The organism is Asticcacaulis sp. P4_H10, from assembly GCF_056400965.1.
Genome location: NZ_JBFUKH010000004.1, coordinates 146,142 through 159,186, shown reverse-complemented (window position 1 = coordinate 159,186; position 13,045 = coordinate 146,142). Strand labels below are relative to the sequence as shown.

Genomic DNA, 13,045 nt, shown 5'->3' with positions numbered 1-13,045 from the left:
GTTCCCTTCAGGCCTTAAGCGAAGTTGGCGGTGAAGTCGGTGACGATCGTCTTCAGCTTGTCTTCGAGATCGGCCGACAGGGCCTTCTGGTCGCGGATGGCGCTCAGCAGGTCGACGTGACGGGTGCGCAGCAGCGACAGCAGGTCCTTTTCGTAGCGGCCGACGTCACCGACGGCCACCTTGTCGAGGTAGCCACGCGTACCGGCGTAGATGACCGCGACTTGCTCTTCAACCTTCAGCGGCGAATATTGCGGCTGCTTCAACAGTTCCGTCAGACGGGCGCCACGTGCGAGAAGACGTTGCGTAGCGGCGTCCAGGTCCGAACCGAACTTGGCGAAGGCGGCCATTTCGCGATACTGGGCCAGGTCGCCCTTGATGGCGCCGGCAACCTGCTTCATCGCCTTGATCTGGGCCGACGAACCGACGCGCGACACCGACAGACCGACGTTCACGGCCGGACGGATGCCCTGATAGAACAGGTCGGTTTCGAGGAAGATCTGGCCGTCGGTGATCGAGATCACGTTGGTCGGAATGTAGGCCGAAACGTCGTTGGCTTGCGTTTCGATGATCGGCAGGGCGGTCATGGAGCCCGCGCCATTGTCTTCGTTCAGCTTCGCGGCGCGTTCCAGCAGGCGCGAGTGCAGGTAGAAGACGTCGCCCGGATAGGCTTCACGGCCCGGCGGACGGCGCAGCAGCAGCGACATTTGACGGTAGGCAACGGCCTGCTTCGACAGATCGTCATAGATGATCAGCGAGTGCATGCCGTTGTCACGGAAAAACTCACCCATGGCGCAACCGGCGAACGGCGCCAGGTATTGCAGCGGGGCGGGTTCCGAAGCGGTAGCGGCGACGACGATGGTGTATTCCAGCGCGCCGTTTTCTTCCAGCGACTTGACGATCTGGGCGACGGTCGAACGCTTCTGGCCGATGGCGACGTAGATGCAGTACAGCTTCGCCTTTTCGTCGGTGCCGGCGTTGGCGGCCTTCTGGTTCAGGATGGCGTCGATACAGACAGCGGTCTTGCCGGTCTGACGGTCGCCGATGACCAGTTCGCGCTGGCCACGGCCAACGGGGATCAGGGTGTCGATCGCCTTGATGCCGGTCTGCACGGGCTCGTGCACCGACTTGCGCGGGATGATGCCCGGCGCCTTGACGTCAACGCGGCGACGCTCGTCCGAGACGATCGGGCCCTTGCCGTCGATCGGCTCACCCAGCGGGTTGACGACGCGGCCCAGCAGGCCCTTGCCGACCGGCACATCGACGATTTCGCCGAGGCGGCGGACTTCGTCGCCTTCACGGATGCCGCTGTCTTCGCCGAAGATAACGACGCCGACATTGTCCTTTTCCAGGTTCAGAGCCATGCCCTTGACGCCGGACTTGGAGAACAGCACCATTTCACCGGCCTGGACCTTGTCGAGGCCGTAGACACGGGCGATACCGTCACCGACCGACAGGACCTGACCGACGTCCGAAACGTCGGCTTCCTCACCGAAACCAGCGATTTGTTGCTTGAGAATGGCCGAGATTTCGGCAGCGCGAATATCCATGAGTGTTACGCTCTCTTCAGGGCGAATTTAAGGGAATCGAGTTTGGTCTTGAGCGAGGCATCGAACAGACGCGAGCCTACGCGAACTTTGAGGCCACCCAGAATGGCCGGATCGACCGAGGTAGCGATAGAGGCCGATTGGCCGAGCGACTTGCCGAGTTGATCCTTCAGCGCGGAAAGCTGTTCATCGCTGAGCGGCACGGCAGTAACGACTTCGGCGTTCACAATGCCCTTTTGCGCATCGTAAAGCTTGCTGAAAGCGTTGAGGAGCGGAAACAGCTGATCGACACGGCGATTGGCGGCCAGCACACCGAAGATCTTCTTGGTGAGCGGGTTCAGCTTCAGCTTGTCGGTGACGGCCAGCAGGCCCTTCAGCTTGATGTCCGAAGTGTAGACATAGGACGAAACGAAGGTGCGCAGCTCAGCGCTGCTCAGCAGCAGGGCCTTGACGTTCGTCAGGTCGCCGTGAACCGCATCCAGAACCTTCTGGTCCTGGGCCAGTTCAAAAGCGGCCTTGGCGTAACGGTCGCCGGCTTCCGTTTCTCGAAATTGTTCGTTCACGTGCACGTCCAGATTGGCATTTATATTGTCTGTCGGCGCGAAACACGCCGGACACGAGGTCGCGAGCGCAAACAAGCGCTACAAGTGCCTCAGAGCGCGGGCTCATTAGCATAGGGATTTCGGCACCGCAACCGACGAAGGCCGGGCTTTGTGAAGATTCGGCAACAACAGGGTGCGACAAAATATCTCTTGCCGATGCCGCAATATCTTTTGACGACGCGCCTTGAGATTTAACGCGATTCTTCTATGTATTATCAAAGCAATCAAACAGATGAGACTTATTAAATGGAAGCTATAACAGCCCTGCTCGCAGATCCCGGCGTATGGGCGGCGCTCGTCACCTTGATCGTGATGGAAGTCGTGCTGGGTATCGACAATCTGGTCTTCATCTCCATTCTGTCCAACAAGCTGCCGGAGAAGGATCGCCAGAAAACCCGCCGTATCGGTATCGGCCTGGCCCTGATCATGCGCCTCGGTCTGCTTCTGACCATCGGCTGGATCATCGGCCTGAAGGCGGAAGTGTTCAATCTGGGCATCACAGGCCCGATCGGCGAACACGGCGAGCCGATGTTCGACACAGCCTTCTCGTGGAAAGACCTGATCCTGATCGCCGGTGGCCTGTTCCTGGTCTGGAAAGCGACCAAGGAAATCCACCACACGGTCGATACCGCGCCGACCCATGACATGATGGACGCCAAGAACGCCGTCATCAGCAATGCCGGCGCGGCCATCGTCCAGATCATCCTGCTCGACCTCGTCTTCTCGATCGATTCGATCCTGACGGCCGTCGGCATGACCGATCACATCCCGGTCATGATGACCGCTGTCGTCATCGCTGTCCTCGTCATGCTGCTGGCGTCGGACCCACTGGCCAACTTCATCGAAAAGAACCCGACGGTCGTCATGCTGGCGCTCGGCTTCCTGCTGATGATCGGCACGGTGCTGATCGCCGACGGTTTCGGCGTCCACGTCCCCAAGGGTTATATCTACGCCGCCATGGCCTTCTCGGCCTTGGTCGAAGGCCTGAACATGATGTCACGCAGCGCCAAGGCCAAGTCACAGGCGAAGGCCAAGCTGCACTGATTAGACAGGACATTTTGCCTTGAGAAACGCCCGCTTCACCGAAGCGGGCGTTTCTTTTTGCCGACAATAACATCGTTTTAAGGCTGTTGTTGTACAGTGCCAGCATTCGCAGAAGGCGAAGGACATGAACGTAGACAACGGTTATATCGTCAGCGCATTCGTGCGCCGCCCCGCGCCGCCGCCATTCCCGGAGGCGCCCAACCCCGCCGCGAAGGCGGTCGAGCGCCCGCTTGCGCGCGGCATGTCCAACGAAAAATACGCCCTTCTGAAAAAGGCCGATGACCACCGCAAGGAATTGCAGGACAAGACGTCGAAGGCCATGGATACGCCGGAAATGCGCGTCCAGAACGACGCCAAGACGCGCGCACGCGAAAAGCTCAAGGCGATTGTCGAGAAGCTGAAGATCCTCAAGAAGCTCTTCTCCGGTAATGCCAAGGAGATGGCGCGCGCCATGACGCAGGTCTTCAAGGAACTGAAGGCTGCGCTCAAGGAGTTCAAGGAAGCCGGCAAGACGCAGATGGACGCGGTCGCGTCATCCGCCGCAGCGATCGCGCCGCCCACGACCCCGGGCGCCGCCGATCCCGCCAAGCCCGAGGACGAGATCAAGGCCGCTGAAGCCGAGAGCAAGACAGCAGATGCCGCCGCCAATACCGTTACGCACGACGAACTGATGGGTTCGATGCGCAAGTCGCTTGGCGAAGACGGCATGGAATTCCTGAAGGAACTGAAAGGCATACTGAAGCATATCGACGAAAAGATGCTGGCGCCCGCCCGCATCCAAAAGGCCGCGCAAAAGCCCGACGAAGACACCGATAAGGTCTTCGAGGATATGGATAAGGAACTGAAGGAACTGCGCAAGGCCATGTCCGACATGGAGCGCGACCTGAAACAGGATGCGCCGGAGACGGGCATGTTCCTGGATATGCGCGCTTAAAGGTGGCGAGTGAAATCCATCGATTGATGGAGCACGCGCTCAACCATTATACCTTCCGGTATCTGCGTAAAGAACACGACATGTGAGCCGATATTGGCTTTGAAATATCCCGCGCGAATGTGTTCGCACGATTTCCCGGCATCCGGCTTAGCTGCCGTACGCGCGATGAACTTATTGATGTCGCGGATATAGACATCGGCTTTCGCCGTTCCCCAGTTTTCCGCGCTATAACGCCAGATTGCCCTTAAATCTTTGCGCGCCAATGGCCTGAGAATAAAGCGACTCATTCCGGTAAAGCCGCGTGCTCCGCGTTCATCTCAGCCAGAAACTGGTCGATATCAAATTCTTCGCCCGGCCCGCTTTCTTCACCTGCAATCAATGCTGCCCGCAGCGCATTGAGCTTGGCTTCTTCGGCTTCAAGCAAACGCAGGCCCGCCCGAACGACGTCGCTCGCCGAGCTATATCGACCTTCCGCCACCTGCGTATCGATAAAGCTAACAAAGTGATCGCCCAAGGCGAAGGACGTATTCTTTCCCATGATTGCGCTCCATTACCAAAGCTTGGTATATCACAGAAAGCTGTACGGGTCGATATCGACGATCATGCGAATGGCGTTAGGGCGTTTGATCGCCCCCAGCCAGTGACTGAGGAAGGCCTGAAGGTCACGGTTACGATCGGCGCGGACCAAGAAGCGTTTGCGCCACTGCCCGCGCACAAGCGCCAGCGGCGCGTCGGCAGGGCCATAGACGTCGATGCCTTCGCTGTTTGGAATAAACAAGGCCAGTTCGCGCGCGAACCGGTTGAGCAGGGGCTGGTCGCGGGCTTGAAGGATCACGGCTCCCAGGCGGCCGAACGGCGGGAACTTGGCCATCTCGCGCGACATCGATTCGTAGGCGTAGAAGGCCTCGCGGTCTTGCCGTGCCAAGGCCTGCATGACCGGGTGCTCTGGCGAATAGGTCTGGATCATCGCCCGCCCCGCCTTGACCTTGCGTCCCGCCCGGCCGGTCGCCTGGGCCAGCAACTGGAAGGTCCGCTCCGCCGCACGCAGGTCCCCGCCTTTCAGGCCCAGATCGGCATCGACAATGCCGACAAGCGTCAGGTTCGGGAAGTTGTGCCCCTTGGCCGCAGCCTGGGTGGCGATGACGATATCGATCTCATGATCTTCAATCCGTCGGACCAGATCGGCCGAGGTCGCGGCATCCGGCGTCGTGTCCGAGCTGAACACTTCGGAGCGCGCCTCGGGGAAGCGTTCCTGAACTTCCTCGAGGATACGCTCGACGCCCGGTCCAACGGAAATCAGGCTGTCCATCGCGCCGCAGTGCGGACAACGCGCCGGCTTCTTCATCGAAAAGCCTGTCAGGTGACAGACCAGACGCCCCGAAGAGCGATGTTCGACCAGCCACGAATCGGTCTTGGGCGAAGTCATCTTCTCGCCGCACGCCTTGCACAGCACCAAGGGCGCATAGCCGCGGCGATTGAGGAACAGCATGACCTGCTCACCGCGTTTCAGGGTGGCGATGATGGCGCCCACCAGCGTATCGGACAGCCAGCGCCCTTTGTCGGGGGCGTGCGCCTTCATGTCGATCAAGGCGATGTCAGGCAGTTGCGCCGTGCCGTGGCGCTGCTCCAACCGTATCCAGGTATAGCGGCCTTTTTCGGCATTGGTCAGGGTCTCGAGCGACGGCGTCGCCGAGGCCAGGATGATCATGGCGCCGTCAAGCCGGGCGCGGAACACCGCCAGGTCGCGGGCATGATAGCGCACGCCCTCTTCCTGTTTGTATGAGCTGTCGTGTTCCTCGTCGACGACGATCAGGCCCAGCCGCCTATAGGGCAGGAACAGGGCCGAACGCGCGCCGACCACCAGCCGAACCTTGCCGGCCGCCACGCCTTCCCAGATGCGGCGGCGCGAGCCATTGGAGATGTTGGCGTGCCATTGCGCCACCTCGACGCCAAAGCGCGCCTGCAGACGGCCCATGACGGCTTGCGTCAAAGCGATTTCCGGCAGCAGGACTAGGACCTGTGCCTCAGGATCGTCGCGCAGCACATCGGCAACGGTCTCAAGATACACCTCGGTCTTGCCCGAACCGGTGACACCGTCGAGCAGCACTGGCGCGAACGCCCGCTTCACCTGCTCGTCACGCATCAGACTGTGCGCCGCCGCCTGGCCTTCGCTGAGCTTGGCCGGCGCAAAGTCCGGGTTGGGTTGCGGCGGGTCTTCATCGCGCATCTCGACCTTTAGGAGCGCGCCGTCCTTTTCCAGCGCCGTGACCACACCCGGTGACACACCGGAAGCAAAGGCCAGTTCGCTCAGCCCCATGGGCAGGACAGCCGTTTCCAGCACCCGCTCGCGCGCCTTGGTCATGCGCGTCGGTGCCTGGTCGCTGCGGACATAGCCCATCCGCGCCTGCCCCTTGGTGGCCCGCAGAGCCCTCAGGCAACCGACCAGAAATACGCCCGGCGGCGTCAGCGTCCATTGCGACGCCCACAGCCAGAAGGTCAGCGACGCCTCTGGCACCGGCGGATCGTCAAGCCTCAACTGGATGGCTTTGAGCTTTAGATCTTCGTCTGGAGTGGTTTCGAAACCGATAACCAGACCCCGCACTTTCGCGTGGCCCAGCGGCACCTGGACGTGGTCGCCGGGCGCTACATCCATACCTTCCGGGATCAGATAATCGAGCGCTGCGTCCATCGGTGCCAGCACCACAACCTTTGCCACCCTAAGGCTTTGGTTAACCGGCAGTCTCAATTGGGGCGCGGACGTAGTCATCGGCTCACCTCTAGCATGAATCGACACAGGTCACCTGCAAAAGCGCTTCACAGATGCCGGATGCCGGGCTACAGTTTCGAGGAACTTTCTTATGGCGGCAGCGATGAACACCGAAACCGGCAGTCCGACGCTCGATCTCGACGACTGGCAGGCCGTGCGCCGCCACATGGTCGCGCACGCCGATGCCATCCTGCACGACAAGGCCCTGCTCGAAGCCATGGGGCTCCAGCCCAAGTCGCGCCATCTCATCGATTTCGGCCCAGCGGCCCTGGCCAAGCTGGAGCAGCGTGCGCTCAAGGACTTCGATGTCCGCCGCCAGTTGGAAGCGACAGCCAAGGCCAATTTCGATGCCCAGGGCCAGACCCACGCCTTAAGCCTCAGCCTGATGGAGGCCCGCAATCTGTCCGATCTGGCGCGACGCCTGCACGAAGAAGCGCGCAACCGCTTCGGCCTGGTCGCCGCGTCGATCGCACTGGAAAATACCGGCCCTGTGCCCCTGGGTTGGAAGACACTCGACGACGGTGGTGTCGATTACATTATTGGCGAGCAGGGCCTGAGCCTTCTAGGGCCCGACGGCGTCTGCCGCGTTCTCTTCGACGACGAGGTCCGCCGGATCAAATCGGCCGCCGTCCTGCGCATCGCTCTGTGGCGTGAAGGCCGGCCAGGAATAGTCGCCTTCGGTTCCAATGACTTTGACGGCTTCTCGCCGGAAATGGGCGCAGAACTGGTCGCTTTTGTCGCCCGCGTCGTCGAGCGTGTCGCTGACCGCTGGCCCGTTCTGTAATCCTGCGCGTTCTGTAATCGTCATCACGGTTCGGTAACGCGCACTTAGCAAATCTTTGCTTATTCTTTACGCTTAACTTATCCCAACCTGTTCTCGTAAGGAGTATAAGCGGACGGGCGCTTTGCGTCGTTTTGGTCTCCCTCCCCGACCCAACAAGGTGTTGTTTGGAGTAAGCCCTCTCACCGTCTCCGGCATTCTTTGCGGCGGGGCAGGGAGGCCGCCCAAAACGTGAAGCGTTGTCCGCCGGCCCGATGATCACCCTCGCCGACGCGCAATTACAATGGTTCCAATGGCTTAAAGGGCAGCGTCGGTGTTCGCCGCGCACCCTTGAGGCCTATGGCCATGCCCTCAAACAGTATCTGGGACATCTGGCGCGGACTCTGAGTGCAGAACCGACGCTGGACGATGTCGTGTCGATATCGTCAGCAGATCTGCGTGGCTGGATGGCGCATCTGCGCGCCAAGGACCCGCCGTTGTCGCCAAGATCGGTGGCACAACACGTGTCGGCGATCAAGACCTTCCACAAATGGCTGGACCTGCACCACGACCTCGCCAATGCCCAGGTCGCGATGCTGCGCGGCCCGCGCCTGAAAGCCACCCTGCCCCGCCCGCTCAATCCGGACCAAGCCATCGGCCTGATTACCGAAACGCACATGGACGCCGATCGCGATGACTGGGAAAACCTCCGCGACGAAGCCGTCTATATGCTTCTGTACGGGCTTGGTTTGCGGATTTCCGAGGCCCTGGCCCTGACGGTGGCCGAAACGCCATTGACCGATACACTGCGCGTTACCGGCAAGGGCAACAAGATGCGCGTCCTGCCCGTCCTGCCGACAGTGCGCGACGCCATCGAGGCTTATAAAGCCAAGCAGCCCTTTACTTTGCAGCCGTCCGACAAGGTGTTTCGCGCCAAACGCGGCGGCGAGCTGTCGCCGCGCCATGTTCAGGCCAGCGTCCAGCATATGCGCTCGCGCCTGGGCTTGAGCGATCGCGCCACACCGCACGCCCTGCGCCATTCGTTCGCCACCCATCTCCTCGGCTCCGGCGCCGACCTGCGCTCGATCCAGGAACTGCTGGGGCACGCCTCGCTGTCGACAACGCAGAAGTACACCCAGGTCGATACCGAAAAGCTGCTCAGCGCCTATGCGGCCGCGCATCCGAAAGGGTAGGCTTGACATAGCCCTCTGACCGGCGCCTCCTCGTCTGAAAAACAGGGGGCGTCCATGGGTGTATCACACCGCCTAGCCATTTTCGTGTGCGTGAGTGTTCTGTGGGGCTGCTCACCGAAGCCCGAAGCCAGCGGGCCGCCGGATTGGGCCTATCCGATGAAGCCGGATGCGACCGCCCCTGCCCCGGTCGACACCGCGCTTTATCACGTGCCCGACAGCAAAGCGGCTTTCCACAAGGCGGATGTGAAGAACCTTGCCTCCGCGCCCGACTGGCATCCGGAAGACCACCCCTTCATGCCAGAAGTGGTCGTGCATGGCGGCGGCAATGGCGCAGCAGCGTGTGGGTATTGCCACCTGCCAACCGGTGTGGGCCGTCCAGAAAACGCCAGTATCGCCGGCCTGCCGAGGTCTTACATTATCGCGCAGATGGACGCGTTTCGCGACGGCAGCCGGACATCTTCCGTCCACCGCGCCCCTACGGAAAACATGGCAAAAGCCGCCATCGGGACCAGCATGAAGGATACCGAAGCGGCCGCAGACTATTTCGCAGCGCTTAAACCACGATCCTTCCTGCGTGTGGTGGAGACCCGCGATGCCCCAAAGACAGAGCTGGCTGCCTGGATTTTAAAGCGCTCGGCCGCAGGCGGCACCGAGCCCTTGGGTGATCGCATCATCGAAGTTCCGGATGATTTCGAGCGCTTCGAACTGCGCGACAATCGGGTTACCTTCACCGCCTATGTCCCCGTCGGCAGCATCCAAAAAGGTGAGGCACGGGTGGCAGACGCCGCATGCATCAGCTGCCACGGAAATGATCTCAAGGGCAGCGGCGGCGTTCCCGGCATTGCCGGCCGGTCTCCGACCTATATTGTCCGTCAGCTCTATGATTTCCGCTCAGGTGCACGGGCAAACCCGGGCAGTGCGCCCATGAAACCCATTTCCGAGGCATTGACGGCTGCGGATCGCCTCAACATCGCGGCCTATCTCGGGAGCCTGCAGCCGTGATGACACAGCCCTAACTTATGGGGTTGGGGGCTGTGTCCCCATAGACCTTCCTGATATTAAAGAAAAAGCCTGGCCTTTTTGAGGCCAGGCTTTTTCTTTGATTTTGTAAGACTTGGGGCCGCGGGCCCCAAACCCCATAAGTTAAGCTTGCATCGTCCAGCCTTCGACGCCCATGGCCGCCTGGCGCACCGCTTCCGAACGCGTCGGGTGCGGGTGGCAGGTACGCGCCAGGTCTTCCGAAGCGCCGCCGAATGCCATCAGCACGCAGACTTCGCCGACCATTTCGCCGACCTGCGGGCCCATCATGTGCACGCCCAGGACCTTGTCGGTCTTGGCGTCGGCCAGGAACTTCACAAAGCCCTCAGTCTCGTGGTTGATCTTGGCGCGGCTGTTGGCGATGAACGGGAACTTGCCCGTCTTGTACTGCACGCCGGCAGCCTTGAGCTGGTCTTCGGTCTGGCCGACCCAGGCAACTTCCGGGAAGGTGTAAACGACGCTCGGGACCAGGTTGTAATCGACGTGACCCGCCTTGCCGGCGATCAGTTCGATACAAGCCACCGCATCTTCTTCAGCCTTGTGCGCCAGCATCGGACCGGTGATGACGTCACCGATGGCCCATACGCCCGGCGCGGCTGTCTTGAAGTGGTTGGTCGGGATAAAGCCGCGTTGATCGGTCGTAACGCCAACCGCTTCCAGGCCCAGACCCTTGGTGAAGGGGCGGCGGCCGATGGCGACCAGCACGACGTCGGCGGTCAGCTTTTCCTGCGCACCGCCAGCAGCCGGTTCCAGCGTCAGTTCAACGCCCTTCGAACCGGTGACGGCCTTGGTCACCTTGGTGCCGAGCTTGAAGCTGACGCCCTGCTTGACCAGCGCCTTCTGGAAGGCGGTCGCGACTTCGGTGTCCATGCCCGGCGTGATGCGGTCGAGGAATTCGACGACGGTGACCTGCGCGCCCAGCCGGCGCCAAACCGAACCCAGTTCCAGACCGATAATGCCGGCGCCGACGACGACCAGTGACTTCGGTACGGCCGACAGCGACAGGGCGCCTGTGGAATCGACAATCTGCTTCTGGTCGACATCGACGCCCGGCAGCGGCGTAGGCTCGGAGCCGGTGGCGATGACGATATTCTTGGTGATCAGGGTCTGGTTCGAACCGTCATTGCCCGCAACCGCTACACGGCCCTGGCCGGCGATGGTGCCGCGACCGGCGAAATAGGTCACCTTGTTCTTCTTCATGAGGAACTCTACGCCCTTGGTCAGGGCGGTGACGCTGTCCTGCTTGGCCTTCATCATCTGGACGAGGTTGAGCTTCGGCGCCGGCACCTCGATGCCGATATTGGCGAATTCGGACGACGCCGCTTCGAACAGTTCCGAAGCGTGCAGCAGCGCCTTCGACGGCATGCAGCCGACGTTCAGGCAGGTGCCGCCCAGGACGCCGCGCATTTCGACAATAGCGGTCTTCAGACCCAGTTGCCCGGCACGAACGGCGGCATTGTATCCACCCGGTCCGCCACCAATGATGACTACGTCGAAATTCTGATCCTCGGCCACGTCAAAGCCCTCTCACGTCAAGGAATTCGGATGCCCAGCACGTAGGAGCCCAAGGCCATCGGGTCAAGTCAAAACTCAAGCGATATGGCGAATCTTCGAGGCACTGGCTTGAAGACGTAACAACTCAAACTAATCCAGCTCGGCGCGCATCATCTTGGGCTTGGGACGCAGGCGTGAAGCGTAGATCATCAAGCCCAGCACAAGCGCCAGCAGGGTCAGCACATAGCGCGGATCCCACGTCGACAGGACGTCGAAAATCTTATCGGTAATGCCGAACCGGGGGCTGCCCGAAGTCAGGTAGGTCAGGGCTAGGTCAGCCAGGAAACCGAGGGCATAGGTCAGGGCCGCGCGGACATTGCCGTTGGCGTGCAGCAGGGCCGCGACCAGATAGAGCATGATGACTCCCGCCCACAGCGCAATCACCGGCGTATTCTGTGTCTCGATAGCTTCGACAGCCGTGTCCCCCTGGATCGAGTCGATCGGCATAGCCGAGTCACCGTCCATTGGCCCGGAGTCTGCCGAATGATCCATGCGATCGGCCTGCATCGACGGCACCGACTGGCCCATATCCGGCGGGAACAGGAAATTCTTGGCCACCGGGAAGGCGATCCATGCCGCGTAAAGTACCGTGATGGCGACGAGCAAATACCGGAAAAACTTCATGATTCCCCCCTCGGGTCGCAGGCCCGCACGGGGCGTCGCGGTTTCGGTTAACGGCGATATTAACCTAAACCGCACATCCTGGCTATTCCTCGTATTTTGGAGTTATTCCTCGAGTTGCGGCGCGTCTGCACCCTGCAGCTCGGCCAGCTTCGCCTCCGGATCATCCTTCAACCCGCCCAGCGTCCCCAGGTTCTGGCCAGCAAAGTCGGCGGCAGACACGAAGTTGGCCTCGGTCGCGCAGGCACGGACGCCCAGGACGTAGGAGGTGCGGTAGATCCGCGCCGCCGTCACGCGCATTTCGGCGTATTTTTCCGGCGTCAGCTTGGTCTCGGCGATGGCAACCGTTTGCGCCTTCTTCATGCGCGCGAACGAACGCGCCGTCGTGGAGCAGGTAATGGCGGCGTTGGCCACCTGGCGGCGGATGATCGGCTCGGTGACCAGATTATAGTCGTCGGCATCGTTTTCCATCCGGTCGACCATAAACATATTGGTCGCAGCCCCTGTCGAATCGACGCCCGCACCGACCTGATTAACCGGCTGGCGCTCTTTCGGTCTGCCTATGTGCTGGGCCAGATAGACCCAGAAGTCACCATTATCGAGCATCGCATCTTCGTCGAAGGTAACGCTGCCGAACTTGTCGCTGGCCGTCAGGTACTGATCAAGCAGGGCGCGATAGGCGGCCTTCAGCTTTTCCTTCTCGCCCTTGGGCATCGACGCCGTCGCCGTCGGGCGGCCAAGATAGAGTCCCAGACCATATTGCAGCATATTCTGCGGGTGCTGGATGTCGGCCTTGGCCAGGAGCGTTTCCATCGGCACGGTCATGGCCGCCTTGACGTGGGCCTGGCCCTTTTCCGCATCCAGGTCCGTGAAGACTTCCTTGCGGCGCATAGCCTGCGACCGGGTCTCGGCATGCAGTGGTGCGGCGAGCGACAAGACGGTCGCGACGGCTATGGCTGACGCCAGAAAAGTACGAATGGTCATGCAA

13 protein-coding genes are annotated in these 13,045 nt (G+C 61.1%); 5 read left to right on the top strand and 8 right to left on the bottom strand.

From position 1 onward, the window contains the following. Nucleotides 1–14 precede the first annotated feature (14 nt). Entirely contained in the window at nucleotides 15–1,547 is a 1,533-nt protein-coding gene (atpA, locus tag AC1DON_RS08865; RefSeq protein ID WP_476934425.1) for a F0F1 ATP synthase subunit alpha, read from the bottom strand. A 5-nt stretch (nucleotides 1,548–1,552) separates the two neighbouring features. Continuing rightward, the gene (locus AC1DON_RS08860; RefSeq protein WP_476934424.1) at nucleotides 1,553–2,107 is read right to left on the bottom strand and encodes a F0F1 ATP synthase subunit delta; all 555 of its coding nucleotides are present in this window, start codon (nucleotides 2,105–2,107) and stop codon (nucleotides 1,553–1,555) included. A 285-nt stretch (nucleotides 2,108–2,392) separates the two neighbouring features. Between AC1DON_RS08860 and AC1DON_RS08855 the strand changes: the two genes are divergently transcribed. Both AC1DON_RS08855 and AC1DON_RS08850 read left to right on the top strand, forming a co-directional pair. Next, nucleotides 2,393–3,190, top strand: a complete 798-nt coding sequence (locus AC1DON_RS08855) for a TerC family protein (RefSeq protein WP_476934423.1) — start codon at nucleotides 2,393–2,395, stop codon at nucleotides 3,188–3,190. Between the two features lie 124 nt (nucleotides 3,191–3,314). Then, entirely contained in the window at nucleotides 3,315–4,124 is an 810-nt protein-coding gene (locus AC1DON_RS08850) for a hypothetical protein (protein ID WP_476934422.1), read from the top strand. Here the strand turns inward: AC1DON_RS08850 and AC1DON_RS08845 are convergent. The 3 genes from AC1DON_RS08845 to AC1DON_RS08835 are packed head-to-tail and all read right to left on the bottom strand — an operon-like array spanning nucleotide 4,121 to nucleotide 6,891. Then, nucleotides 4,121–4,411, bottom strand: coding sequence for a type II toxin-antitoxin system RelE/ParE family toxin (locus AC1DON_RS08845; RefSeq protein ID WP_476934421.1), 291 nt, complete (start codon nucleotides 4,409–4,411; stop codon nucleotides 4,121–4,123). The genes AC1DON_RS08850 and AC1DON_RS08845 overlap by 4 nt on opposite strands. After that, nucleotides 4,408–4,665 carry a type II toxin-antitoxin system ParD family antitoxin gene (locus tag AC1DON_RS08840; RefSeq protein ID WP_476934647.1) on the bottom strand — a complete coding sequence of 86 codons (258 nt, stop codon included), beginning with the start codon at nucleotides 4,663–4,665 and terminating at the stop codon, nucleotides 4,408–4,410. Before AC1DON_RS08840 ends, AC1DON_RS08845 begins: the two co-directional genes overlap by 4 nt. Before the next feature lie 27 nt (nucleotides 4,666–4,692). Next, entirely contained in the window at nucleotides 4,693–6,891 is a 2,199-nt protein-coding gene (locus AC1DON_RS08835) for a primosomal protein N' (RefSeq protein WP_476934420.1), read from the bottom strand. Between the two features lie 91 nt (nucleotides 6,892–6,982). Between AC1DON_RS08835 and AC1DON_RS08830 the strand changes: the two genes are divergently transcribed. The 3 genes from AC1DON_RS08830 to AC1DON_RS08820 all read left to right on the top strand — a co-directional run bounded on the left by AC1DON_RS08830 (nucleotide 6,983) and on the right by AC1DON_RS08820 (nucleotide 9,846). Next, the gene (locus AC1DON_RS08830; RefSeq protein WP_476934419.1) at nucleotides 6,983–7,675 is read left to right on the top strand and encodes a DUF484 family protein; all 693 of its coding nucleotides are present in this window, start codon (nucleotides 6,983–6,985) and stop codon (nucleotides 7,673–7,675) included. 251 nt (nucleotides 7,676–7,926) lie between these two features. Next, nucleotides 7,927–8,844 carry a tyrosine recombinase XerC gene (locus AC1DON_RS08825; protein ID WP_476934418.1) on the top strand — a complete coding sequence of 306 codons (918 nt, stop codon included), beginning with the start codon at nucleotides 7,927–7,929 and terminating at the stop codon, nucleotides 8,842–8,844. A gap of 54 nt (nucleotides 8,845–8,898) precedes the next feature. Next, nucleotides 8,899–9,846 carry a c-type cytochrome gene (locus AC1DON_RS08820; RefSeq protein WP_476934417.1) on the top strand — a complete coding sequence of 316 codons (948 nt, stop codon included), beginning with the start codon at nucleotides 8,899–8,901 and terminating at the stop codon, nucleotides 9,844–9,846. Between the two features lie 141 nt (nucleotides 9,847–9,987). Here the strand turns inward: AC1DON_RS08820 and lpdA are convergent, their stop codons facing one another. From lpdA to AC1DON_RS08805, 3 genes are all read right to left on the bottom strand, one after another. Then, on the bottom strand, nucleotides 9,988–11,397 hold the full coding sequence (gene lpdA, locus AC1DON_RS08815) for a dihydrolipoyl dehydrogenase (RefSeq protein ID WP_476934416.1): 1,410 nt from the start codon (nucleotides 11,395–11,397) through the stop codon (nucleotides 9,988–9,990). A 129-nt stretch (nucleotides 11,398–11,526) separates the two neighbouring features. Beyond that, nucleotides 11,527–12,060: a hypothetical protein gene (locus AC1DON_RS08810; RefSeq protein WP_476934415.1), complete on the bottom strand. Its 534-nt coding sequence runs from the start codon at nucleotides 12,058–12,060 to the stop codon at nucleotides 11,527–11,529. 102 nt (nucleotides 12,061–12,162) lie between these two features. Further along, on the bottom strand, nucleotides 12,163–13,041 hold the full coding sequence (locus AC1DON_RS08805; RefSeq protein WP_476934414.1) for a hypothetical protein: 879 nt from the start codon (nucleotides 13,039–13,041) through the stop codon (nucleotides 12,163–12,165). Between the last annotated feature and the right edge of the window lie 4 nt (nucleotides 13,042–13,045).